This is a genomic window from Micromonospora sp. IBSANI012 (assembly GCF_052814045.1).
This window is the reverse complement of the sequence record NZ_CP199933.1, coordinates 2,687,128-2,709,767: the sequence shown is the minus strand read 5'-3', so window position 1 is coordinate 2,709,767 and position 22,640 is coordinate 2,687,128. Positions and strand designations below refer to the sequence as shown.

The 22,640-nt window shown below is 72.4% G+C and carries 23 protein-coding genes and 1 pseudogene; 11 read left to right on the top strand and 13 right to left on the bottom strand.

Features of this window, described 5'->3' with window-relative positions:
• The first annotated feature begins 36 nt into the window (after positions 1–36).
• From ACTWM8_RS12455 to ACTWM8_RS12440, 4 genes are all read left to right on the top strand, one after another.
• Positions 37–684: a hypothetical protein gene (locus tag ACTWM8_RS12455; RefSeq protein ID WP_446213943.1), complete on the top strand. Its 648-nt coding sequence runs from the start codon at positions 37–39 to the stop codon at positions 682–684.
• Between the two features lie 171 nt (positions 685–855).
• Complete coding sequence (locus tag ACTWM8_RS12450; RefSeq protein WP_446213942.1) at positions 856–2,226, top strand: glycosyltransferase family 4 protein; 1,371 nt, start codon at positions 856–858, stop codon at positions 2,224–2,226.
• Positions 2,223–3,089 carry a glycosyltransferase gene (locus ACTWM8_RS12445; RefSeq protein WP_446213941.1) on the top strand — a complete coding sequence of 289 codons (867 nt, stop codon included), beginning with the start codon at positions 2,223–2,225 and terminating at the stop codon, positions 3,087–3,089. Before ACTWM8_RS12450 ends, ACTWM8_RS12445 begins: the two co-directional genes overlap by 4 nt.
• Positions 3,070–3,762, top strand: coding sequence for a polysaccharide deacetylase family protein (locus tag ACTWM8_RS12440; protein ID WP_446213940.1), 693 nt, complete (start codon positions 3,070–3,072; stop codon positions 3,760–3,762). The genes ACTWM8_RS12445 and ACTWM8_RS12440 overlap by 20 nt, the downstream gene beginning before the upstream one ends.
• Before the next feature lie 6 nt (positions 3,763–3,768).
• Here the strand turns inward: ACTWM8_RS12440 and ACTWM8_RS12435 are convergent, their stop codons facing one another.
• The 4 genes from ACTWM8_RS12435 to ACTWM8_RS12420 all read right to left on the bottom strand — a co-directional run bounded on the left by ACTWM8_RS12435 (position 3,769) and on the right by ACTWM8_RS12420 (position 8,907).
• Positions 3,769–4,701, bottom strand: coding sequence for a glycosyltransferase family 2 protein (locus ACTWM8_RS12435; protein ID WP_446213939.1), 933 nt, complete (start codon positions 4,699–4,701; stop codon positions 3,769–3,771).
• A gap of 30 nt (positions 4,702–4,731) precedes the next feature.
• Entirely contained in the window at positions 4,732–5,808 is a 1,077-nt protein-coding gene (locus tag ACTWM8_RS12430) for a GNAT family N-acetyltransferase (RefSeq protein ID WP_446213938.1), read from the bottom strand.
• Between the two features lie 170 nt (positions 5,809–5,978).
• Positions 5,979–7,331 (bottom strand): UDP-glucose dehydrogenase family protein, encoded by a 1,353-nt coding sequence (locus ACTWM8_RS12425; RefSeq protein ID WP_446213937.1) that lies wholly within the window; start codon positions 7,329–7,331, stop codon positions 5,979–5,981.
• Positions 7,332–7,404: 73 nt separating this feature from the next.
• Positions 7,405–8,907, bottom strand: coding sequence for a sugar transferase (locus tag ACTWM8_RS12420; RefSeq protein WP_446213936.1), 1,503 nt, complete (start codon positions 8,905–8,907; stop codon positions 7,405–7,407).
• Positions 8,908–9,297: 390 nt separating this feature from the next.
• On the opposite strand from ACTWM8_RS12420, the pseudogene ACTWM8_RS12415 reads away from it, so the two are divergent.
• Positions 9,298–9,555, top strand: a pseudogene (locus ACTWM8_RS12415) (sugar phosphate nucleotidyltransferase); the annotation flags it as partial.
• A 218-nt stretch (positions 9,556–9,773) separates the two neighbouring features.
• Here ACTWM8_RS12415 and ACTWM8_RS12410 read toward each other — a convergent pair.
• The gene (locus tag ACTWM8_RS12410) at positions 9,774–10,253 is read right to left on the bottom strand and encodes a GNAT family N-acetyltransferase (protein ID WP_446213935.1); all 480 of its coding nucleotides are present in this window, start codon (positions 10,251–10,253) and stop codon (positions 9,774–9,776) included.
• 430 nt (positions 10,254–10,683) lie between these two features.
• Between ACTWM8_RS12410 and ACTWM8_RS12405 the strand changes: the two genes are divergently transcribed.
• The gene (locus ACTWM8_RS12405; RefSeq protein ID WP_446213934.1) at positions 10,684–10,911 is read left to right on the top strand and encodes a hypothetical protein; all 228 of its coding nucleotides are present in this window, start codon (positions 10,684–10,686) and stop codon (positions 10,909–10,911) included.
• 73 nt (positions 10,912–10,984) lie between these two features.
• Positions 10,985–11,365 carry a hypothetical protein gene (locus ACTWM8_RS12400; RefSeq protein WP_446213933.1) on the top strand — a complete coding sequence of 127 codons (381 nt, stop codon included), beginning with the start codon at positions 10,985–10,987 and terminating at the stop codon, positions 11,363–11,365.
• Here the strand turns inward: ACTWM8_RS12400 and ACTWM8_RS12395 are convergent.
• On the bottom strand, positions 11,341–11,811 hold the full coding sequence (locus tag ACTWM8_RS12395; protein WP_446213932.1) for a cyclic nucleotide-binding domain-containing protein: 471 nt from the start codon (positions 11,809–11,811) through the stop codon (positions 11,341–11,343). The genes ACTWM8_RS12400 and ACTWM8_RS12395 overlap by 25 nt on opposite strands.
• Positions 11,812–12,041: 230 nt before the next feature.
• Between ACTWM8_RS12395 and ACTWM8_RS12390 the strand changes: the two genes are divergently transcribed.
• Positions 12,042–12,929 (top strand): universal stress protein, encoded by an 888-nt coding sequence (locus ACTWM8_RS12390; protein ID WP_446214535.1) that lies wholly within the window; start codon positions 12,042–12,044, stop codon positions 12,927–12,929.
• Positions 12,930–12,933: 4 nt separating this feature from the next.
• On the opposite strand, the gene ACTWM8_RS12385 is transcribed toward ACTWM8_RS12390, so the two are convergent.
• The 6 genes from ACTWM8_RS12385 to ACTWM8_RS12360 all read right to left on the bottom strand — a co-directional run bounded on the left by ACTWM8_RS12385 (position 12,934) and on the right by ACTWM8_RS12360 (position 17,565).
• Positions 12,934–13,557: an FMN reductase gene (locus tag ACTWM8_RS12385; RefSeq protein WP_446213931.1), complete on the bottom strand. Its 624-nt coding sequence runs from the start codon at positions 13,555–13,557 to the stop codon at positions 12,934–12,936.
• On the bottom strand, positions 13,554–14,660 hold the full coding sequence (locus tag ACTWM8_RS12380; protein WP_446213930.1) for an LLM class flavin-dependent oxidoreductase: 1,107 nt from the start codon (positions 14,658–14,660) through the stop codon (positions 13,554–13,556). Before ACTWM8_RS12380 ends, ACTWM8_RS12385 begins: the two co-directional genes overlap by 4 nt.
• 394 nt (positions 14,661–15,054) lie before the next feature.
• Complete coding sequence (locus ACTWM8_RS12375) at positions 15,055–15,426, bottom strand: hypothetical protein (protein WP_446213929.1); 372 nt, start codon at positions 15,424–15,426, stop codon at positions 15,055–15,057.
• A gap of 77 nt (positions 15,427–15,503) precedes the next feature.
• On the bottom strand, positions 15,504–15,779 hold the full coding sequence (locus ACTWM8_RS12370) for a ubiquitin-like small modifier protein 1 (RefSeq protein ID WP_088962682.1): 276 nt from the start codon (positions 15,777–15,779) through the stop codon (positions 15,504–15,506).
• A 2-nt stretch (positions 15,780–15,781) separates the two neighbouring features.
• A complete protein-coding gene (locus ACTWM8_RS12365) occupies positions 15,782–16,858 on the bottom strand; it encodes a WD40/YVTN/BNR-like repeat-containing protein (protein WP_446213928.1) in 1,077 nt (358 codons plus the stop codon).
• An 83-nt stretch (positions 16,859–16,941) separates the two neighbouring features.
• Positions 16,942–17,565, bottom strand: a complete 624-nt coding sequence (locus ACTWM8_RS12360) for a DNA-3-methyladenine glycosylase (protein ID WP_446213927.1) — start codon at positions 17,563–17,565, stop codon at positions 16,942–16,944.
• 74 nt (positions 17,566–17,639) lie between these two features.
• On the opposite strand from ACTWM8_RS12360, the gene ACTWM8_RS12355 reads away from it, so the two are divergent.
• The 3 genes from ACTWM8_RS12355 to ACTWM8_RS12345 all read left to right on the top strand — a co-directional run bounded on the left by ACTWM8_RS12355 (position 17,640) and on the right by ACTWM8_RS12345 (position 21,136).
• A complete protein-coding gene (locus ACTWM8_RS12355; RefSeq protein ID WP_446213926.1) occupies positions 17,640–20,159 on the top strand; it encodes an AMP-binding protein in 2,520 nt (839 codons plus the stop codon).
• Between the two features lie 31 nt (positions 20,160–20,190).
• Positions 20,191–20,610 (top strand): DNA-binding protein, encoded by a 420-nt coding sequence (locus tag ACTWM8_RS12350; RefSeq protein ID WP_377611098.1) that lies wholly within the window; start codon positions 20,191–20,193, stop codon positions 20,608–20,610.
• A gap of 172 nt (positions 20,611–20,782) precedes the next feature.
• A complete protein-coding gene (locus ACTWM8_RS12345; RefSeq protein WP_446213925.1) occupies positions 20,783–21,136 on the top strand; it encodes an MmcQ/YjbR family DNA-binding protein in 354 nt (117 codons plus the stop codon).
• A 38-nt stretch (positions 21,137–21,174) separates the two neighbouring features.
• Here ACTWM8_RS12345 and argH read toward each other — a convergent pair whose 3' ends face one another.
• On the bottom strand, positions 21,175–22,638 hold the full coding sequence (gene argH / locus ACTWM8_RS12340; RefSeq protein ID WP_446214534.1) for an argininosuccinate lyase: 1,464 nt from the start codon (positions 22,636–22,638) through the stop codon (positions 21,175–21,177).
• Between the last annotated feature and the right edge of the window lie 2 nt (positions 22,639–22,640).

Here is a 22,640-nt window from a genome sequence, read left to right as displayed (position 1 = left end):
CATAAGCGGCGAGCGGACCAGAAAGGACACGAAGGCGTGTATTTGCCCGATCTTTTCGCGACGCTGCGTCGACGGTGGTATCTCGTCGTCGCCGGCATGGTAGTCACCGTGGTGGCCGGTCTGGGCGCCACGCAGATCACGCCTCGCTACCTCGCCTCCGAGGTCGTCGTGATGCAGCCGCCGGTATCGTCGTACGCACCCAACCCGATGACCGGGCTCTACCCGTCGATCTCGATCACCGGGGCGGCGGTGGCGAGGCGGCTGAGCACGCCCGATGCGAAGGCCCGCTTGCGGGCGGCGGGGGTGACCGGCAACTACGCTTTCCAGCCCCGCAACACCGGCACCAACCAGGAGCCTCGGTACGTGATCGGCTCGATGACCGTGACGACGATCGCGTCCGACGAGGAGAGTGGACTGCGCGCGCTCGCCATCCTCAGCGACGCCTTCGAGCAGGAACTCAAGAGCCTGCAGGACCGGTGGAAGGTGGCTCAGCAACTGCGCATCACCACCGCGGTCCTCGTTCCGCCGAGTGCGACGTTGCAGCCGCACTCACCGTCGCGGGCCCTGGCCGGGGCCGGGCTCCTCGGCGCCATCGTGACCCTGGCGGTGACCCTGTGGACCGACGAGCTCCTCGGCCGCCGCGGGAAGCGACGGCAACCCCGGCACGTTCACCTGGCTCGGTAGCCGCCCGTCCGCGCGGCGCGTGTGGGCGTAACCGCAGGCCACCGCTAAAGAGCGAGATCATTCGATGAGCCTTTTGTAGACAACCCGACACGCCGACACCCCAACGGTTGATTGATTAATCAATCAGCGCCGGGGAGGGTACGCAGGGAATCAGCTCGAACGCGAACCGAGGTGACCCCGGACGTGAATAATTCCCGGCCCCAAATCGCCATCCTCGTAGCCAACCTTCCCGCCGAGCGCGATCGTCGAGTAATCAGGGAATGCCTGAGCCTGGAGGCGAACGGCTTTGACGTCACCGTCATCGCGCCGCGCGGCGACAAAAGCCTGCACACTTTGCCGGGCAGTCGAAACACCCGGCTACGTCCGTATCCGATTTTCGTCTACGGCCACGGTGTACTTTCGTACTGCGTCGAGTTCGCCTGGTCGTTTCTCTGCATCGCCGTGCGGCTACTGGTCGAGGTGTTCAGTGGACGGGCCCACGCCGTGCAGGTGTGCAACCCGCCCGACGTCTACTGGCCGCTGGCGCTGCTGCTGCGGGCATTGGGCCGCCCGTGGGTCTTCGACCACCACGACCTCTGCCCCGAGATCTACGCGTCCCGCGTCGGCACCCCGAACAAGTGGGCCTTCCAGGTCCTCCGCGCCTTCGAGTGGCTGACCCTGCGGACAGCCACCGAGGTGGTGGCCACCAACGAGTCGTTCAAGGACAACGCGGTACGTCGGGGCGTCGCGCCGGAACGGGTGACGGTGGTCCGCAACGGTCCGACTCGGGGGGAGATAGCCGAGCCGAGCGAGACGACCGACCCGGTGGATGCCCGAGAGGCCGATCACAAGGTGGTGTATCTCGGCGTCTTCGGCCCGCAGGACAACGTGGAGGGAGCGGTGCTGGCCGCCGAGCAGTTGACCCGGCGGCGCGGGCGTACCGGGTGGCGCATGGTGCTCGCCGGCGACGGTGAGAGCATGCCGGCCCTGACCACGCTCGTTGCGGACCGGGGGCTGACGGACGTCGTGGAGTTCACCGGGTGGCTCGACGGCCAGGCCGTCGACGGACTGCTTCGCACCGCGACGGTGGCGATCCAGCCCGACCTGCCGACCCGCATGAACCAGCTTTCCACCATGGCCAAGACCGTCGAGTATCTCGGCCGCGGCGTGCCGGTCGTGGCGGTGGACCTCCTCGAGACGCGCCGCAGCGTGGGCGAGGCCGGTGCCTACGTCCCCTCCGGCGCACCGGAGGAATTCGCCGAGGCCATCGACGAACTGCTGGACGATCCCGCGCGCCGGGCGCAGATGGGGGCCGTCGGCGTGGCCCGCTTCCGGGAGAGCCTCGCCTGGGAGCACCAGGCCGATGCCTACGTCGCGGTGTGGCGGCGGCTCCTCGCCAAGCGACTGGCCCACGGCGTCTCCGCGCCCGCCTCCCCCGCCGACGCGGCGGCCGACATGGCCACTCCTCAGGCGGCCGACATGGCCACTCCTCTGGCGGGCGACGCCGCGCTGGCTGGGCGCCCCCCGTCGGCGGCGACCGAGGCGCGGGTCACGGCGCCGTGACCAGCATCGTCATCGCCGCCCACAACGAGCGCGCCGTCATCGGCCGCTGCCTCGACGCCCTGCTGGCCGAGGCCGCGTCCGGCGAGTTCGATGTCACCGTCGTGGCCAACGGCTGCACCGACGAGACCGCCGCCATCGCCGCGGCGCGGCCGGGGGTACGGGTCATCGAACTCGCCGAGGCGGGCAAGCCGGCCGCCCTCAATGCGGGAGACGAGGCTGCGCGGGGATTCCCCCGGATCTATCTCGACGCCGACGTGGTGCTCTCCACGCAGGGGGTCCGGGCGATCGCCGCGGCGCTCGACGGGCCCCACCTGGCCGCGACGGTGCGCCGGGACCTGGACCTGACCGGCCGGCCGATGCTGGTGCGCGCCTACTTCGGCATCCACCGTCAGCTACCGGTCTTCCGCCACGGTCTCTTCGGGCGCGGCGTGATCGGACTCTCCGAAGCCGGGCGACGTCGTTTTGGTCGGTTCCCGGCCCTGGTGGCGGACGACCTCTTCCTCGATTCGATGTTCGGCGCGAGCGAGAAGCGGCAGGTCGAAACAGTGAGCTCGCGGGTGGCGACCCCGCGGCGCACCCGGGACCTGGTCCGCCGGCTGAGCCGGGTACGCGGGGGCAACTCGGCCATGCGTGCCGCGGCCGACCAGGGCCAGGTCGACGCCACCGTCCGCCCGGCGGCCCGCCTGTCCTGGCTTCGCGACGTCGTCCTCCCCCGGCCCTGGCTCGCCCCGGCCGCGCTCTGCTATGTGGCGATCACGGTCCTCGCCGCGCTGTCCGCCCGGCGCGACCGCGACGGCGCCGCCGGTTGGGCGCGCGACGACTCATCCCGACAGGAAGAGACGCATGCCCGAGTCCAACGGTAGGCACGTGGCAACCGGTACCAGCATCAACATCTGTTTCCACGGCATCGGGGAGCCGCGCCGGGAACTCGAGCCCGGCGAGGAGCGCTACTGGATCCACCGGGATCAGTTCCACGCCATCCTGGACGAGCTGGCGAGCTGGCCGTCGGTGCGGATCAGCTTCGACGACGGCAATCTCTCCGACGTGCGGATCGGGCTACCCGGCCTCACCGCACGCAACCTGTCGGCCGAGTTCTTCGTCCTGGCGGGGCGGCTCGGGACGGCCGGCAGCCTCGACGAGGACGACGTACGGGAACTGCAGGGTCATGGCATGACGATCGGTACCCACGGAATGCACCACCGCTCGTGGTGCGGGATGGACGAGCAGACGACCTACGACGAGCTCGTGGCGGCCCGTGACCGCCTCGTCGAGGTGATCCAGCAGGACATCACGACGGCCGCCTGCCCGCTCGGACAGTACGACCGGAGGGCGCTCGGCGAGCTCCGGCGGCTGGGCTACACCGGGGTCTTCACCAGTGACCGCCGGCCGGCCAGGCGAGAGGCGTGGCTGCAGCCGAGGTTCAGCGTCCGCCGTGACGACACGCCCGCCTCGTTGCGTGCGGCCGTCGGGGCCAGCCGAGGCTGGCCGCAACGGGTTCGGGGCGAGTTGGTGGGCATGGCCAAGCGCTGGAGATAGCAGGCGTCACGCCGCGGAGTGCACCGTCGCGGGTCCCGGCACCTCCCGTATCTTCGCGGGCCTCAGCAGGTCACGCGCTGCTGCTCTGCTGGTCTGCCTGCCAAGGAGGGCGCGGCTGGCTTCCCGACCCAGGAGCACGAACCAGTAGGCGGCGGTACGCGCCAGGCCGTGTCGGCGACGATAGAGGCGTACGCGATTGAGGGTGAGCAGCGCCCACAGCTTCGGCGAGTGCCGGGAATCGCCCTCCAGATGCACGGCACGGGCGTCGGGGACGAAGCGCGTGACGAAGCCCGCGTCCCGGGCCCGCAGGGCGAAGTCGGTCTCCTCCGAGTAGAGGAAGAAGGATTCGTCCCACGGTCCACACTGCTGCCAACACTCTCGGCTGATCAGCATCGTGGAACCCTCGGCCCAGTCGGTGACCGTTTCGCGGGTGTACCGGCGGTCGTCGGTCACCACCTCGCCGAGGATGGCGTAGCGGCCGGCTCTCCGTGCCCCGAGAACGGCGTCCCCGAGGGCACGGAGGATGGTGGGTTCGCGGCGCAGCGTCGGGATGAGTGCACCGGCACCGTCCACGATGTGCGGCACCGCGATGCCGGTGCCGCTCGTGCCGAGAGCGGCCAGCAAGGTCGCGGCGCAGCCCGGCCTGAGCCGGACGTCGGGGTTGAGCACGAGCACCGCGGAGTGCGGCGGCGCGGCGGCCACCGCGGCGTTGATACCGGCGGCGTAGCCCGCGTTGCGCCCCATCTCGACCACGGTCGCTTCGGGAGCCAGGCGGCCCAGGGTGGCAACGGTGCCATCGGCGGACGCGTTGTCGGCGACCGTCAGGTGCCAGGACAACGCGCCCAGGCCCGGGCCCAGTGCCGCAAGGAGATCGGGCAGCAACTGCTCGCTGTTGTAGGTCACCACAGCGACGGCAACCCTTACCTCGGAAACGCTCATCTGGTGCTCCCAGCCGTGAAATGCCGCCTGTCACCGCTCGTGCAGACGTGCGCGAAGACCGCGAAGGAGTCGGCCCGTCCCGCCGCTGCGGAGTCGATCACCGACGGCGCCGGTGCGCACGGAGCGCGTCAGCGCGGATTGTGCCCGCCGGGCGCTGGCCACCGCCCACGACCGGCCGACGCGCCCCTCGGCCACCGGCAACTCGTCATTCGCCAGCCGGTTCTTGTAGAGCGCCTCGGACTTGCCAAGATCGATGTGCTCGATCCCGTCGGCCGCACCGGCCTCCGCCATGCGCAGGCAGAGCAGGATACCGGCCGAATGCCGCGCGAGGTCGACGTCGTACGAGGGGAACCAGTAGGCGAGCACCGACCGGCTCCGGAGTCCCAGATGGGCGGCCACGGGCTGGTCTCCCGCGTAGAGCGTGGAAACCACGGCGCGGCAGTCGGCCGCGGACGACTGGCGCAACTCCTCCAGCACTGCCTGTATCCACGGCGTCCGGAACCGGTCGTACTGCTGCGTCCGGCGATACTGGGCCGACTTCCAGCGCTGGAGCGCGAGCATCGCGCCCTCGGTGCGGTCCTCCCACTCGAACCGCTCCTCGCCGAGCTCGCGCACCATGCGGCGCTGCTTGCGCAGCGCCTGCCGGATCAGATTCCCATCGGTCGTCCGGTCGTCGACGTAGCTCTGGTAGCCCTTCGACAGATCCATGATGGGGGACTTGGCCACCCGAGCCTGGTATGGCGCGAAGGGTGACTGGTCAGCCATCAAATGATCAAACTCCCACACGGCCAGACCGCAGGCCTTCAACAGCCGGATCGGATCCCAGTCCAGGCCGGGCCGGTGCACCAGGCCCTGACAGTCGGAGATGCCGAAGCCGATGGGCACTCCGATGACCCGATGCCTCACCTCGTAGGGGAAGAAGGCGACGATCTCCGGGCCGTCCTGCAGCACGGCTACCCGGGCGGTGGGGCGGCTACGACCGACCGCGAGGGTGAATTCCGGGGCGAGGAAGGGATTCTGCAGCCTCGGCTGCGACTCCTGCATCTGCCGCCATTCGGCGACCTCGGCGGCGCCGAGCTCACCCGGACGGACAACGGAGATCTGCATCAGTCGCCTTTCCCAGGACAACGCCGTTTGCGCCGCGTTTCATCGTGCCCGTTCCCGAAGGAAAGGTGAACCGCGGCCGGTGTCGGTTAGCCGTCTCCACATGTGGACCCATGGCGGCCCGCCGGCACTGTTCGGATGACCGGGCCCAGCCGTCGGCACGCTCCGGAGCGTCACGGACGGCCAAGGGCCCGGTACTCCCAGCCCGCCTCGCGCCATCGGGCCGGGTCCAGGGCGTGCCGGCCGTCGACGATGCGCGGCTTCGCCACCACCGTACGCAGCGCCGCCGGGTCGATCTCCCGGAACTGCGTCCACTCGGTCAGCAGCACCACCACGTCCGCACCCGTTGCCACATCAAAAGCGCTGTCACCGTATTCGAGCGCCGGACATGCCCGGCGAGCATTGTCTATGGCAACCGGATCGAAGACCCGCACCCGTGCCCCCGCCTGGTGCAGGGCACTCGCGACATCGAGAGCGGGCGAATCCCGGATGTCGTCGGAATTCGGCTTGAACGCCGCGCCCAGGGCCGCCACTCGGACCCCGCGAAGATCCCCGCCGGCAAGCTCGCGTACCAGATCCACCATGCGCCCCCGGCGGCGCTGGTTGATGCCGTCCACCTCCCGGAGGAACGTCACCGCCTGCCCCACGCCGAGCTCCTCGGCCCGATGCATGAAGGCACGGATGTCCTTGGGCAGGCACCCGCCACCGAAGCCCAGCCCGGGCCGCAGGAACCGCCTGCCGATCCGATCGTCGAGTCCCAGCGCCGCGGCCAGGTCATGGACGTCTGCGCCACTGGCCTCGCACACCTCGGCCATGGCATTGATGTACGAGATCTTCGTCGCCAGGAAGCCGTTCGCCGCGACCTTGACCAGCTCCGCGGTCCGCGGATCCGTCACCAGCACCGGGCTGCCCTGATCGATCACCGGAGCGAACACCTCGCGCAACCGTTGCTCGGCCCACCGCGAGGAGACGCCGAACACCAACCGGTCCGGACGCATCGTGTCGTCGACGGCGAAGCCCTCGCGGAGGAACTCGGGGTTCCACGCCAGCTCCACGCTGTCACCGGCCGGCGAGACGGCACGCATCAGATCGGCGAGGCGGGCCGCGGTGCCGACCGGGACTGTTGACTTACCGACGATCAGCGCACGTCGCCGGACGCTACGGGCCAATGTGGTCACCGCAGCCTCAACATGTCGCAGGTCAGCCGCATACGAACCAGCCAGCTGCGGGGTCCCCACGCAGAGGAAGTGGACGTCACCGAAGTCGGCCGCCTCGTCCAGGGAGGTGGTGAAGGTCAGCCGCCCCGAGTCCAACGCCTTGACCAGCAACTCGGGCAGCCCGGGTTCGAAGAACGGCATGTCGCCCGCGGCCAGGCGCTCGATCTTGTGCGGGTCGATGTCGACGCCGAGAACCTGGTAGCCGAGCACGGCCATACACACCGCGTGGGTGGCCCCCAGGTAGCCGGTGCCGATGACGGTGAGTTTGGGGGCAGTGGCATCCACCGCTTCGGTGAACCCGGTGTCCATGGCTTCCTCCCGACGGATCATGACGCTGCCAACGGCGCTTGCGCCAGTTGTGCGATGGCAGGGGGCAGCGCTGTCAGTAGGCGCCGGAGCTTCGGATGACGGCGCTCAGCGTGCGGACCAGGATCGCCAGGTCCATGGTCAGCGACCAGTTCTCCACGTACGAGAGGTCGAGCCGGATGGACTCCTCCCACGACAGGTCGGACCGGCCGGAGACCTGCCACAGCCCGGTCAGCCCCGGCTTGACCACCAGGCGCCGGCGCATGTCCGACGGGTAGTTGGCGACCTCGCGGGGTAGCGGCGGCCGAGGTCCGACCAGCGACATGTCGCCCTTGAGCACGTTGACAAGCTGCGGGATCTCGTCCAGCGACAGCCGGCGCAGCCATCGCCCGACCGGCGTTACCCGTGGGTCGTGACGCATCTTGAACAACTCGCCGTCGCTCTCGTTGCCATCAAGCAACTCCGCCAGGCGCTCTTCCGCGTCCACGAACATCGTCCGGAACTTGTAGATGATGAACGGCCGGCCGTTCTTGCCGACCCGCACCTGACGGAAGATGGCGGGGCCACCGGCACCCGGGCTCATCCAGACCATCAGGGCGATCGCCAGCAGCAGCGGGGCGGCGAGAATCAACAACAGGAGCGCCGACAACCGGTCGAAGACGGCCTTGACGACGCGCCGGCCGCCCTTGAGACGAGGGTGCTCGACGTGCAGCATCGGCAGCCCGTCCACCGGTCGGACGGTGGTGCGGTCGCCGGCCACATCCACGAGATTGCTGGCGACGATGAGGTCGACGTCGTCGCGTTCGAGTTGCCAGCCCAACCGGCGCAGCGCGGCTCCGGCCATCTCCGGGCAGGAGAGCACGAGGACGGTGTCCGCGCCCGCACGTGCGACGGAGGTCGCCACGTCCTCGAACGTGCCGAGGATCGGCGGCAGTGGACCTGCCCCGCCTCCGGTGACGGACTCGGCGGCGGGGTACGGCAGGCAGGCGCCGACCACGCCCAGTCCGTGGTAGCGCTCGCGGCGCAACCGCTTGGTCATCTCGCCCACGGCGAGCTCGTGCCCGACCAGAATCACCCGGTGCAGCCGTTCGCCGCGTCCCCACGAGCGGTGCAGGTGCCGACGGACCAGGTACCGCATCGCGACGCCGGCGACGACGACCAACGGCATCGCGATGATCAGGTAGCCCCTGGCGAGCCGGAAATCGAATGCGAAAGAAGCGACGGCCAAGGCAGCGGTAAAGCCGAGACCGGCTCGGAATACCCGAGCGTACTCGTCGTTTCCGACGAAAAGATGGCGTGATTCATACGCTCGGTTGAGGGTGAGAGCCACCATCCAGGCGAACGGCAGACCACAAGTAAGCCAGAGATGGCCACGGTTGTACGAGTCGGCCGTGGCCGGGCCGAATCGCAGGCCCAGGGCCGCGACCGCCGACCCCAGCCCGACCATAAGGTCGACCACGCACAGGGTGGCGACATAACGGGACTGCCAGCCGGTCCGCGTTGGCGCAACAGAATGTCCTGCTGGCGCCACCGCGCCGGCTGGGACCGCCGAATCGTCAATGACCTGCGCGACTTCCACCGAATGCACACCGCCTCCAGGTACACCCGGTCGACCAACCGCCCCACATGCGGTTTGTCTTCCGGCTCGAGATGGTGCCGGACCGCGAAGACCCACGCATCCAGGATGCAACTGGCCCGGGAAGCGTACGCGAGACCGACTGAGATAAGAGCATGTTGAGTATCCAATCAGTCCGCCAGCGTCGTTTCCGGTTTTTTTGATCAGAAGTCCAATTGCCGACAATGCATTAGCTGCCCGGTGCCCGGGGGACAGCCGATGCGGGGTTACCCAATGGTCCATCCAGTTGCTGCAAGCAACCGACCGTGGCGGCCGTGCGCGACTTTCGGGCGTCGTCAGAATCGTTCGGTTGTCGGCCGTCGGGTGACGCCCTGCGACCGGTAGCCTGCCGCCATGCGCGGAATTCTTCTCGCCGGCGGCACCGGAACTCGGCTGTGGCCGCTCACCCGTGCAGTCCAAGCAGCTCATGCCGATCTTCGACCAGCCGATGATCTACTATCCGCTCTCCACACTCGTCATGACGGGTTCGGGAGATCCTGGTGAGCACCGCGCCGGAGGACCAGGACCAGTTCCGTCGCCGGTTTCGGAGATGACGCCACGTGGGGGCTGCGGCTGGAGTACGCCGTCCAGCCCCGGGTGGTCGACATCGCCGGCAGCTCACGCCCAGCCCGCGCGCGCGTTGAGCTGGAAATCACGGCGGTCAACGAGACCTATCGGGGACGAAGATCCGGCCACTGAGCATTGACCGGGCATGGGAGATCACCCCACAGCCGTACGGCGATCCCGCGACTCAAAGCCCCGGCGGGGAGGGTGCTCACCGGCCAGCGGCTATCGAAGCCGAGTGTCCTACGACAGCCCGGTACGACGCATCAGGCGGGGAGCTCCAGGACGTACTCCTCGACCTCGGTTCCGCGGCCGGCGGCGTACCCGGAGTCCTCGCCGACCACGACGAAGCCGCACTTGCGCAGCACGGCGAGGGAGGCGCGGTTGTCCTTGGCGGCGCGGGCGTGCACCGGCCGCTGCGGCAGCTCGCGCAGCAGCGCGGCGAGCGCGGCGGTGGCGTACCCCCGGCCCCAGCGGGTCGGATCGATCCAGTAGCTGACCTCGGTGCGTTCCTGGACCGGGAAGGCGGCCACGTGCCCCACCACCTCGCCGGCGACGGTGGCGGCGCGCACCACGATCCGCGGGTCGGCCCGGATCCGCGACCAGTGCGCGTCGAAGGCCGCCCGGTCGGTCGGGTCGGCGGGGCCGAAGGCGGCCATCCAGTTCGCCTGCGGATCCTGCTCGTAGCCGAAGATCACGGGCAGGTCGTCATCGCACACCGGGCGCAGCTGAAGGTCGGCCATCACGCCCCCGGACGATACGCACCCGCTCCGACAACCCCCGACCGCCGGCCATACGTCCGCCCCGGCCGACGCCTCCCCCGCCCGCCTGTGCTGTCGGCGGCACTTTCCCGGAAAGCGTGGCTATTCGGGGCCGGATAGCCACGCTTTCCGTGAAAGTGCGCCCGGATCGGGCTGGCCTGCGCGGGCGCCGCGCCGCCGATTCCGGAGCTGGTGTCCGGGGTGGGCGGGCCGTTCGTCGGGCGGGGGGCTGAAGCGGCAGTGACGGCGGCGTCGGGTGGGCCGTTCGGGCTCGGGGCGTTCGGCGGTCGGGGGGTCACCCGGCCGGTGGACGGGTGGGCGGCCACGGGGTGGCGCGGGTCGTTGGCGCGCAGGATCGGCACATGCGGGAGCGCGGGGTCGATCGGCCGTAGCCGGTCCGCGCGCGGTCGGCACGGTGGCGACCGGCGCCCTGGCGGTGGGCGCCCGGGCGATCGGTGCCGCGGCGATCGGCTCGCTGGCGGTGTCCGCGCTCGCCGGCGCGGCCACCGCGCTGGGCGTGCTGGCGATCGGCCGGCTGGCGGTGCGCCGGGCCGTGATCCGCGAGCTACGCATCGACCGGCTGGAGGTGGCCGAGTTGATCGTGCACCGGCGCGCCGACCCGGCGCGGGACGGCGACGGATAACGGACAGTGCCCACCGTGGCACGGGTGGTCACCGCCCGCTATCAATGAGGCATGCCACCCAGACCCCGCCGACGTGGACCGGACCGCCGCGCTCGCCCGTACCGTCGTCGCCCGCCTCGCCCCCGAGGAGCTGCCGGCCTTCGAGATGCTGGCCGCGCCGTACCTGACCGGGGTGGACACCTCCACCGACGGCGGCCGGCTCGAGTTCGGGGTGCTCGATGCGGTCGTCACCGTGACCCCGGTGGTGACGCTGGTCTGCGCGACCGTGACCGGGGCGCTGCTGTACGCGGTGGGGACCTTCCTCGGTCAGGCACTCGCGGTCGTCGTGCTGGCCGTCGCCGCGGCGCTCGCCGCGCGTACGCTCGTCGGCTGGCGGCGCGGGCGGCGGCCGGCCGGCGCGCCACGCCCCCGGCAGCGCAAGCGGACCTATCAGCTCGCCGACGAGGTCGGGTAGCCGTACAGGTCCAGCAGCCGTCCCCGGGACGCCTGGAGCCGGTCCACCACCACGCTCATGAACCGGGTGGTGAGCTGCCGGCCGAGCGCGTCGTCGGAGTCCATCAACCGGCGCACCCCCGCGGCGGTGAACTCCACCGTCGTGGTGCGCCGCACGGCGACCGCGCCGAACTGCCAGCGGTACGGCGGGAAGAGCCAGGACCAGCCCAGCACCCCGCCCGGACCGATCATCTCGATGCCGACGTCGCCCCGCCCGGGCACCGGGAAGTCCAGCGCCACCTCGCCGCCCCGGACCAGCCAGAACCGCTCCGCCGGCTGGCCGGCGCGGAAGAGCCGGTGGCCGGGATGCCAGGCCACCGGTCGGGCGTACCCGGTCAGCCGGGGCAGCCACTCCTGCGGCAGCCCGGTCAGGAACGGGTGCTCACGCAGCATGTCCAGTGGGGTCATCAGCTGGTCCTCCTCACCTCGGCGGGGCCGGGGGACCTCGGTGTCCTGACTCCATTGCACACCGTGCCGGCCGACGACGTCAGGGCCGATGGTCCCGGGCCCGGCGACCGAAAGGCCGCCGCCGTCCGGCCGCCGCCCGGGCGCTGACGGTCGGTGGCGGCTCGCGGGTCGGCGCCGAATGCCCGTGCCGTGCGCCGGGTACGTCGACAATGAGCTGACGAGTCGTGGGGGTGCTGATGAACCGACCGGTCGTGGCGGGCGTCGACGGATCGTCGTCCAGCCTGGTCGCCGCCGAACACGCGGCCCGCGCCGCCCAGCTGCGGTCCCGGCCGCTACGCCTGGTGCACGGCTACCTGCACCCGCTCGGCTACGGCGTGCCGCTGAACCCGTACGACCTGGGATTGCCGGCACCCACCGAGGAGTCGGAGAAGATGCTGGAGCGGACCGCGGCGGAGCTCGCCGACCGCTGGCCCGGACTGGCCGTCGAGGTACGCCAGGTCGCCGGCGGCCCGGGCGCCACCCTGATCGAGGAGTCCCGCCGGGCCGAGCTGGTGGTGGTGGGCAGCCGGGGCCTGGGCGGCTTCGCCGGGCTGCTGCTCGGCTCGGTCGGCGCCCAGGTCGCCGCGCACGCGCACTGCCCGGTGCTGGTGGTCCGCCCCGACGAGCAGCCGATCCCGGTGGACGGGCCGGTGGTGGCCGGGGTGGACGGCTCGGAGTCCGCCGGGCTGGCCGCCGGGTACGCCGCCGACGAGGCGGCCCGCCGCGACGTGCCGCTGGTGCTGGTGCACGTCGGTCCGCCGGACGGGGACCGTCCGGTGCCGGAGGAGGTCGAGGAGTCGCAGGCCGCGTACCAGGCGGAGGCGGTGCGGCTGCTCGCCGGAGCGTCCGCCGCCGTCCGGGCCGACCACCCGGACCTGGTGGTGCGCGAGCACCCGGTCCGGGCGGCCGGCGCGGCCCAGGGGCTGATCGAGGCGAGCGGCGCGGCCTCGATGCTGGCGATCGGCACCCGGGGCCGGGGCGGCTTCACCGGGCTGCTGCTCGGCTCCGTCAGCCAGACGGTCGTGCACCACGCGCACTGCCCGGTGCTGGTCGCCCACCCGTACGACCGGGCGGACTGACCCCTCAGCCGTCCCGGCCACCGAGCAGCTGCGCGAAGTCGGTGGTGAGGGCGAACGGGTCGACCGGGCCGGTCGACGGCGGTCGCCGCTCGACCTGGTCAGCCAGCTCGGCGCCGGCGCGCAGGATCCGGCCGCGCAGCGCGCCGTCGGCCGCGCTGCCCGACCAGTCCTCCGGGGCGGCGAAGACCGCCGTCGGGACGACCACGGCCCGCAGGTAGCTGAACATCGGGCGGACGGCGTGCTCCAGGGCGAGCGAGTGCCGCGCGGTGCCGCCGGTCGCGGCGACCAGCACCGGCCGGTCGACCAGCGACCCGGCCTCCACCACGTCGAAGAAGGACTTGAACAGCCCGTTGTACGACGCGTTGAAGATCGGCGTGACCGCCACGACGCCGTCCGCGCCGGTCACTGCGTCCAGGGCCTCGCGCAGCGCCGCCGACGGGAACCCGGTGAGCATGTTGTTCACCACGTCGTGCGCGTGGTCGCGCAGCTCGACGGTGCGCAGCTCGACCTCGTGGCCGCGCCGGACCAGCTCGTCGCGGGCGGCCGCGGCGAGCTGGTCGGCGAGCAGTCGGGTCGAGGAGGGCTGGCCGAGACCGGCCGAGACCACGGCCAGGGTGCGCCGGGTCATCGGGCCGTCTCCGCGCCGGTCAGGCCGGCGGCGTCCCGGGCGGCAAGCAGCGAGGCGTGCGTGGGCACCTCGGGCACACCGGCGGGGCGCAGCGCGTCGAACTCCTTGCGCAGCACCGGGACCACCTCCTCGCCGAGGATGTCGAGCTGCTCCAGGACGGTCTTCAGCGGCAGGCCCGCGTGGTCGACGAGGAACAGCTGCCGCTGGTAGTCGCCGACGTACTCGCGGAAACCCAGCGTGCGGTCGATGACCTGCTGCGGGCTGCCCACGGTCAGCGGGGTCTCCCGGCTGAACTCCTCCAGCGACGGGCCGTGCCCGTAGACCGGGGCGTTGTCGAAGTACGGCCGGAACTCCCGGACCGCGTCCTGCGAGTTCTTCCGGACGAAGACCTGCCCGCCGAGGCCGACGATGGCCTGCTCCGGGCTGCCGTGCCCGTAGTGGGCGAAGCGCTGCCGGTAGAGCCCGACCATCCGCTGGGTGTGCTCCTTGGGCCAGAAGATGTGGTTGGCGAAGAAGCCGTCGCCGTAGTACGCGGCCTGCTCGGCGATCTCCGGGCTACGGATCGAGCCGTGCCAGACGAACGGCGGCACGCCGTCGAGCGGGCGTGGCGTCGAGGTGAACGACTGCAACGGGGTACGGAAGCGGCCCTGCCAGTCGACCACGTCCTCGCGCCAGAGCCGGCGCAGCAGGTCGTAGTTCTCGATGGCCAGCGGGATGCCGTTGCGGATGTCCTGGCCGAACCACGGGTAGACCGGACCGGTGTTGCCGCGGCCCATCATCAGGTCCACCCGGCCGTCGGCCAGGTGCTGGAGCATGGCGTAGTCCTCGGCGATCTTCACCGGATCGTTGGTGGTGATCAGCGTGGTCGAGGTGGAGAGCAGCAGCCGCTCGGTGCGTGCCGCGATGTAGCCGAGCATGGTGGTGGGCGACGAGGGCACGAACGGCGGGTTGTGGTGCTCGCCGGTGGCGAAGACGTCGAGGCCGACCTCCTCGGCCTTCAGCGCGATGGCCACCATCGCCTTGATCCGCTCATGCTCGGTCGGTTCCCGACCGTTGGTCGGGTCGACCGTGACGTCACCGACGGTGAAGACTCCGAACTGCATGACCAGCTCCTCGCGTGGGAAGACCGGGGCCGCGGTGGCCACCCGGACGCTGCCCACAACATATTTGACGAATCAACTATTCCATCGCCGAAGTGTCCCGGGGTGGCCCCGGTCACCCCTGCGACGGCGCCTCCCGCCGGACCCCCACCCGGACGCGCCGCTCACCCGGCAGCGCCGCCCGGCCAGAGGCGCCCGCTCGACCGGACGTGCCGCTCGATTCGCCGTTTGCGGCGTGTCGCGCCCTCCGGCGGCGAGGTCACCGCGACACACCGCAAGCGCGCCAGCGGCGGGCCGGCGGCGAGCGGTGAGCAATGTCAGCCGCAGTGCCTGGCTGATCGATGGTCCAGTGAGCGATATGCCGGTGAGGCACAAATATGCCTGGCAGGCATATCGCTCACCCCGAACGATCTCCCGGCGGCGACCATCCATGCGGCGGGTACCCCTCGCCGTGCGGCTCCGGCCCGGGATGAGCCGGGCGCGGTGACCCTGGCACGGGGTAGCCCTCGCCGTACGGCCCCGGCCCTGGGTGAGCAGGGCGCGATGGCCCGGGCGCGGGGTAGGCCTGGCCGGGCGGCGGCGGTGCCGGATACGGCGGAGTGGGGAACGGCGCCGGGTGGAACCCGCCGGGGTGGTGCGGCGGCGCGGCCGGGCGGCCCTTGCGGACCAGCAGGACCACGCCGAGCACGATCAACCCGACGATCAGCAGCAGCGGGACGACGAGGCAGGCCAGCCGGCCCACGAGGTAACCCGCCTGGTGCGCGTCCATGCCGCCGCTCCCCTGTCCGTCGTCGGTGAGCGCCGAATGCTAGCGGATCATGAACGCGGCGGCTGCCCCGTCGGGCGTCAGCCGCCGGCCACCGAGGGCAGCACCTGTACCTCGGCCCCGTCGGCGACCGGCGCGGCCACTCCCCCGGCGTGCCGGCAGTCCTCCCCGTCGACGTAGACGTTGACGTACCGGCGCAGTTCGCCCCGCTCGTCGCGGATCCGGCGGGCCAGCCGGGGCCAGGAGTCGGCGAGCGCGTCGAGGACGGCCCCCACCGACCCGGCGGCCTCCACGGTGAGCCGGCTCGCGCCGCCGGCCTCGCCTCGCAGCGGACCCGGCACCAGCACGGTGACCATCGTCAGACCTCCGCCGCGCGGACGCAGAGCACGTCCGGCAGGTGGGCGGCGACCAGCGACCAGGAGTCGCCGTCGTCGCGGCTGGCGTAGACCTCGCCGGAGCGGGCGCCGAAGTAGACGTCGCCCGCCCCGCCGGCGCACATCGCGTCGCGCAGCACCGAGGGGTGGAACGGCTCGTCCGGCAGCCCCACCGACAGCGGCTCCCACTTGTCGCCGGCGTCGGTCGAGCGGAACACCCGGCACCGGTGGTCGACCGGGTACCGCTGGGAGTCGGCGACCAGCGGGAACGTGAAGACCGTGCCGGGGCGCGACGGGTGGGCCACGATCGGGAAGCCGAAGTCGCTAGGCAGGCCGGCGGCGATCGACGTCCAGGTGCGGCCGTCGTCGTCGGAGCGGTAGACGCCGTGGTGGTTCTGCGCGTAGAGCCGCTCCGGGTTGCCCGCGTCCCGGGCGACCTTGTGCACACACTGGCCGAACTCGGGCCACTCGTCGGGCAGGAAGTACGCCCGGATGCCGGTGTTGCCCGGGGACCAGCTCTGGCCGGCGTCCTCGGAGCGGTAGACCCCGCCGGTGGACATCGCGACCAGGATCCGGTCGGGGTCGCGCGGGTGCGGCAGCACGGTGTGCACCGCCTGGCCGCCGAAGCCGGCGCCCCACTGCTCCCGGTGCGGGTGGTCCCAGAGCGAGCGGACCAGCGTGAAGCTGCGCCCGCCGTCGGTGGAGCGGAACAGCGCCGAGGGCTCGGTGCCCGCCCAGACCACGTCCGGGGCGTCCGCGCCGCCAGGGACGATCTGCCAGACCCGGCCGAGGCTGGCGCCGGTGTCGGCCGGGAAGGCCACCGGCGCCTGCTCCGGCTCGGCCCAGGAGGCACCGAGGTCGTCGCTGGTGGCGACGCTCGGCCCGAAGTGCGAGCTGGTCATCCCGACGAGCAGCCGGGGCGTGCCGGGGCGGGGGTCGACGGCGACGGCGTAGACCCCGGTCATCGGGAAGTGCGGGCCGCTCACCTCCCAGCCGCGTCCGCCCGGGCTGGTGGCGAGGAAGAGCCCCTTGGCGGTGCCGATCGCGAGCAGCGTGGGCATGACCGTCCTCCGATCCGTCGATGAGCGCGTGGCGTGATTATGGCCACACCCCCCGACAGACTCGCCCGGCCACGCCGGGGAGCTCAACCCCGACGGCGCGGGACGTGCCGCCGGTAGCTGCTCACCGTCGGGTCGCCGGTGATCCAGAACCGCCAGGGCACGTCGTGCGCCCCGGTCACCCCGACCCGGGGTCCGGCGGTGATCGCCGCCTCCGGCACCGGCGCCACCGCCGGCCGCAGCCGGACCGGGCCGTCGCCCAGCAGGTCCAGGCCGTACGCCGAGCGGTCGATGCCGAGGGTCGCGCAGAGCCGCGCCGGGCCACGCGCCAGGTCGACGTCCCGGCGTACGGCCGGACGGCGGGCGCGGGCCACCTCGATGCCGTCGACCACCTCGGCGGCGCGCAGCAGCACCGCGGCGGCGTCGCCGTCCGGCCCGGTGACCACGTTCATGCACCAGTGCATGCCGTAGGTGAAGTAGACGTAGGCGTGGCCGGCCGGGCCGAACATGACCGCGTTGCGCGGGGTGCGCCCCCGGTGCGCGTGCGAGGCGGGGTCGCCGGCCGTCCCCGCGTACGCCTCGACCTCGGTGATCCGGACGGTGACGCCACCGGCGGAGAGCCGGCAGCCGAGCAGCCCGCGCGCGGCAGGCACCAGCGGCCCGGCCAGCAGGTCGGCCAGCGGCGAGAGGTCGGTGCGGGAGGAGGTCACGCGACCACGGTACCCAGCAGTGTGTCTCGCCACCCGTCCTTCTGATTAGGGTTGCCTCACCTTAGAGTGGCCCCGTGACGCACCCGCCTGACCTGCTGCCGGCCGTGCGGGCGGTGCCCTTCGCCCGCGACCTGGCCGACCACGGTGACCGCCCCGCCGTGGTCACCGCCGACAGCGTGCTGTCGTACGCCGAGCTCGCCGGCCGGGTCGCCGAGACCGCGCGCCGGCTGGGTCCCCGGCGGCGGCTGGTCCTCGTCAGCGGCGCCAACACGGTCGACGCCCTGGTGGGCTACCTGGCCGGCCTGCACGGTGGGCACCCGGTGCTGCTGGTGCCCGGCGACGGCCCGGCGACGCGGGCGCTGACCGAGGCGTACGACCCGGACGTGGTGATCGGGCCGGTCGGCGGGGTGTGGACGCTGCACGAGCGGCGGATCGGGTCGGCGCACGAGCTGCACCCCGACCTGGCACTGCTGCTGAGCACGTCGGGGTCGACCGGCTCGCCGAAGCTGGTCCGGCTGTCGCACACCAACCTCCAGGCCAACGCCGAGTCGATCGCCGAGTACCTGGGGGTGCGGGAGACCGACCGGGCGGCGACCAGCCTGCCGCTGCACTACTGCTACGGCCTGTCGGTGGTGAACAGTCACCTGGCCCGGGGCGCCGCGCTGGTGCTGACCGACCGCTCGGTCGCCGACGACTGCTTCTGGGAGCTGTTCCGCCAGGCCCGGGCCACCAGTTTCGCCGGGGTGCCGTACACCTTCGACCTGCTGGACCGGGTCGGCTTCGCCGCGATGAACCTGCCGCACCTGCGCTACGTGACCGCCGCCGGCGGCCGGCTGGCGCCGGAGAAGGTGGTCCGCTTCGCCGACCTGGGCCGGCGCAGCGGCTGGGACCTGTTCGTCATGTACGGGCAGACCGAGGCGACGGCCCGGATGGCGTACCTGCCGCCGGACCTGGCGGCCAGCCGACCGGAGGCGATCGGCGTGCCGGTGCCGGGCGGCGAGTTCCGGCTCGCTGCGCTGCCGGAGCAGCCGGACGGCGTCGGCGAGCTGGTGTACGCCGGCCCGAACGTGATGCTCGGCTACGCCGAGCGCCCGGCCGACCTGGCGTCGGGGCGTACCGTGACCGAGCTGCACACCGGCGACCTGGCCCGCCGCGGCCCAGACGGCCTGTACGAGCTGGTGGGCCGGCGCAGCCGGTTCGCCAAGATCCTCGGCCTGCGGGTGGACCCGCAGCGGGTGGAGGCACTGCTGGCCGCGCACGACGTGGACGCGGCCAGCCTGGGCGCGGACGACGAACTGCTGGTGGCGGTGGCCGGCGAGGTGGACCCGGCACGGGTCCGCCGGCTGGTCGCCGGCGAGCTGGCCCTGCCGCCCCGGGCGGTGCGGGTGCTGGCGCTGCCGCGGCTGCCCCGGCTGGCCACCGGCAAGGTGAACTACCCGGCGCTGCGCGAATTGGCGGCCGGACCGGTCGCCCCGCCCGCGCCGTCGGCCCCCGCCCCGGACGACGACCTGTGCCGGCTCTTCGCCGAGGTGCTGGACCGCACCGACGTGACCCCGGAGCACAGCTTCGTCGACCTGGGCGGCGACTCGCTGTCGTACGTCGAGATGTCGGTCCGCCTGGAGCGGGCGCTCGGGCAACTGCCGCCGAACTGGCACACCCTGCCGATCGGGGCGCTGCCCGCGCCGCGCGGCGGGCGGCCGCGCCGCCGGCGGGCGCTGGAGACCAGCGTGGCACTGCGGGCCGTGGCGATCGTGCTGGTCGTCGGCTCGCACATCCCGATGTTCACCCTCACCGGCGGGGCGCACCTCCTGCTCGGGGTGGCCGGCTTCAACTTCGCCCGGTTCCTGCTCACCGACGCCGGACGGATTGACCGGCTGCGACAGGTGCGCTCCGCCCTGACCCGGATCGTGCTGCCGACCACCGCCTGGATCGCGGCGATGCTGCTGCTCACCGACCAGTACCGGTGGAGCAACCTGCTGCTGCTCAACAGCCTCGTCGGCCCGGACGACGGGCGCACCGAGTGGCACTTCTGGTTCGTCGAGGCGCTGGTCTACATCCTGGTCGCGGTGGCCGTCCTGCTGGCGGTGCCGGCGATGGACCGGCTGGAGCGCCGCCACCCGTTCGGCCTGCCGCTGACCCTCGCCGGGCTCGGGCTGCTCAGCCGCTACGACGTGTTCGGCCTGGACGCCCGGTACGACCTGCCGACGGCAATCGTGGCGTTCTGGCTCTTCGCGCTCGGGTGGGCGGCGGCCCGGGCCGACGGGGTACGGCAGCGGCTGCTGGTCACCGCCGCCGCGGCGGCCACCGTGCCGGGCTTCTTCGGCCAGCCGCAGCGGGAGGCGTTGATCGTGGCCGGATTCGCGCTGCTGGTCTGGCTGCCGACCGTGCCGAGCCTCGGTCCGCTGAACCGGGTGGCCGGCGTGCTGGCGGGCAGCTCCCTGTACATCTACCTGACCCACTGGCAGGTCTACCCGCACCTGCGCGACCAGCCGCTGCTCGCCCTGGTGGCGTCGCTGGCCCTGGGCGTCGGGTACGCGGCCCTGGTGCAGCGGGCCGGACCAATCATCAACGGGTTGTTGAAAAGCTTTCGTTGACACGGCGGGCTCGGTGGGGTCTGCTGGAGGCGTGACCGACGACGCCTTCACCGCCCCCGACGCGGCGCTCGCCCGCGCCCACCGCACCTACGCCGCGCTGGAACGCATCACCGCGCGGCACGCCGACACCGAGGCGCGCCGCCGGCGCCACACCAACCCGTACCTGGCCGATCCGTACGAGGCGGTCGCGCTGGTGACCGCCCTCGCCGCCGGCGGGGCGGAGCGGGAGCCCGGCGAGGAGCCGGTCGACGAGGCCGACCTGACGGCGGCCTTGACCCTCCTGCCGCACCTGCGGGCCGAGCTCGACACCCTGGAGGCCGGGCTGCTGACCCTCGCCCGGGGGCGCGGCATGACCTGGCAGGCCATCGCCTTCGGGCTTGGGCTGGGCAGCGCGCAGGCCGCCAAGCAGCGCTTCGAGCGGGTGTCCGCCCGCACCGCCGGCACCGACTGAGCGGCGATCGCGCACCTACCGGCCACCCGCAACGCCGAGGCGCCGCCGGCTGCCCGACCGCCCGATCGGCGCCCGGGGCCGGCTTCCGGACCGCCCGGTCGGCGCGGAGGGGCCCCGGGGCTGGACGGGTCGGAGAGACTGTGCCGGTGACCGCTGCCACCGGGAGGACGCGATGACGCGCGACGAGATGCTGGCGTACTGCCTCGGGAAGCCGGGCGCCCGGCTGGACCAGCCCTGGGAGGGCGACGAGGTGGTGAAGGTGGGGAGCCGGATCTTCGCCTTCCTCGGCTCGCCGGACGGCGAGGCGCGGGTCGGCGTGAAGTGCGGCCCGAACCGGGAGGTCGCCGACGAGTGGATCCACCGGTTCCCGGAGGACGCGAAGGCGTCGGCGTACATCGGGCGGTCGGGGTGGAACTCGCTGCGCCTCGCCGGCGCGATCCCGGACGACGAGCTGATCGAGGCCGTCGACGGCTCGTACGAGGCGGTGGTGGCGAAGCTGCCGAAGCGGGAGCGGCCGACGGTGTGAGGGTCGGCGCGGCGTCGCGCCGCGCCGACCCGTCGGCCTCAGCGGGGTACGACCCGCTCGCTGGCCCACTCCCGCCAGCCGGCCAGCTTGTCCGCGGCGGCGGCGAGCTGATCGGCCACCGGGCCGGGGCCGGTGGAGCCGGGCGTGGTCCGGGCGGCCAGCGCGGAGCGGACCGAGAGCACGTCGCGCACGCTCGGGTCCAGGTGCTCGCTGACCGTGGCCAGGTCGTCGTCGGAGACCTCGTCCAGCGCGCAGTCCCGGGCCACGCAGAGCGCGACGAGCTTGCCGGTGATCTCGTGCGCGTCGCGGAACGGCACGCCCTTGCGGACCAGCCAGTCGGCCACCTCGGTGGCCAGCGAGAAGCCCACCGGCGCGGCGGCGACCAGCCGGTCGACGCGTACCGTCATCGTGGAGATCATCCCGGCGAGCGCCGGCAGCAGCAGTTCCAGGGTGTCGACCGCGTCGAAGGCTGGCTCCTTGTCCTCCTGCATGTCCCGGTCGTAGGTCATCGGCAGGCCCTTGAGCATGGTGAGCACGCTCATCAGCCCGCCGACGAGGCGGCCCGACTTCCCCCGGGCCAGCTCGGCGATGTCCGCGTTCTTCTTCTGCGGCATGATCGACGACCCGGTGGCGAAGGCGTCGTCGAGCTCCACCCAGCCGAACTCGTGCGAGGTCCAGAGCACCACCTCCTCGCCGAGGCGGGACAGGTGCACCCCGACCAGCGCGGTGACGAAGAGGAACTCGGCGACGAAGTCCCGGTCGGCGACGGCGTCCATCGAGTTGGCGAAGGACGTGCGGAAGCCCAGCTCCTTGGAGACGGCCACCGGGTCCAGCGGCAGGCCGGAGCCGGCCAGCGCGCCCGCCCCGAGCGGGCTGATCGCGGCCCGGTGGTCCCAGTCGCGCAGCCGCTCCAGGTCGCGCAGCAGCGGCTGCACGTGGGCGAGCAGCCAGTGCCCGAAGGTGACCGGCTGGGCGTGCTGGAGGTGGGTCATCCCGGGAGCGGCGGTGTCCACGTGCCGCTCGGCCTGCTCGACCAGCGCCTCGGCCAGCTCGACCAGCCGGGCGGCCACGCCCCGGGCGTGGTCGCGCAGGTAGAGCCGCAGGTCGGTGGCGACCTGGTCGTTACGGGACCGCCCGGCGCGCAACTTGCCGCCGAGGCTGCCGAGCCGCTCCAGCAGGCCGCGCTCCAGGGCGGTGTGCACGTCCTCGTCGTCGATGGTCGGGCGGAACTGCCCGGAGGCGCAGGCCGCCTCCAGGTCGTCCAGCGCGGCCAGGATGCGGCCCAGCTCCTCCGGGTCGAGCAGGCCCGCGCCGGCCAGCACCCGGGCGTGCGCCCGGGAGCCGGCGATGTCGTACGGGGCGAGGCGCCAGTCGAACTGGACGCTCACCGACAGCCGCGCGAGGGCCTCGGCGGGGCCGCCGGCGAACCGGCCGCCCCACAGGCTCGTCCGGTTGGTGGCGGCGCTGTTCTCGGTCAGGCTCTTGTCGTCCACCCCGCCCATTG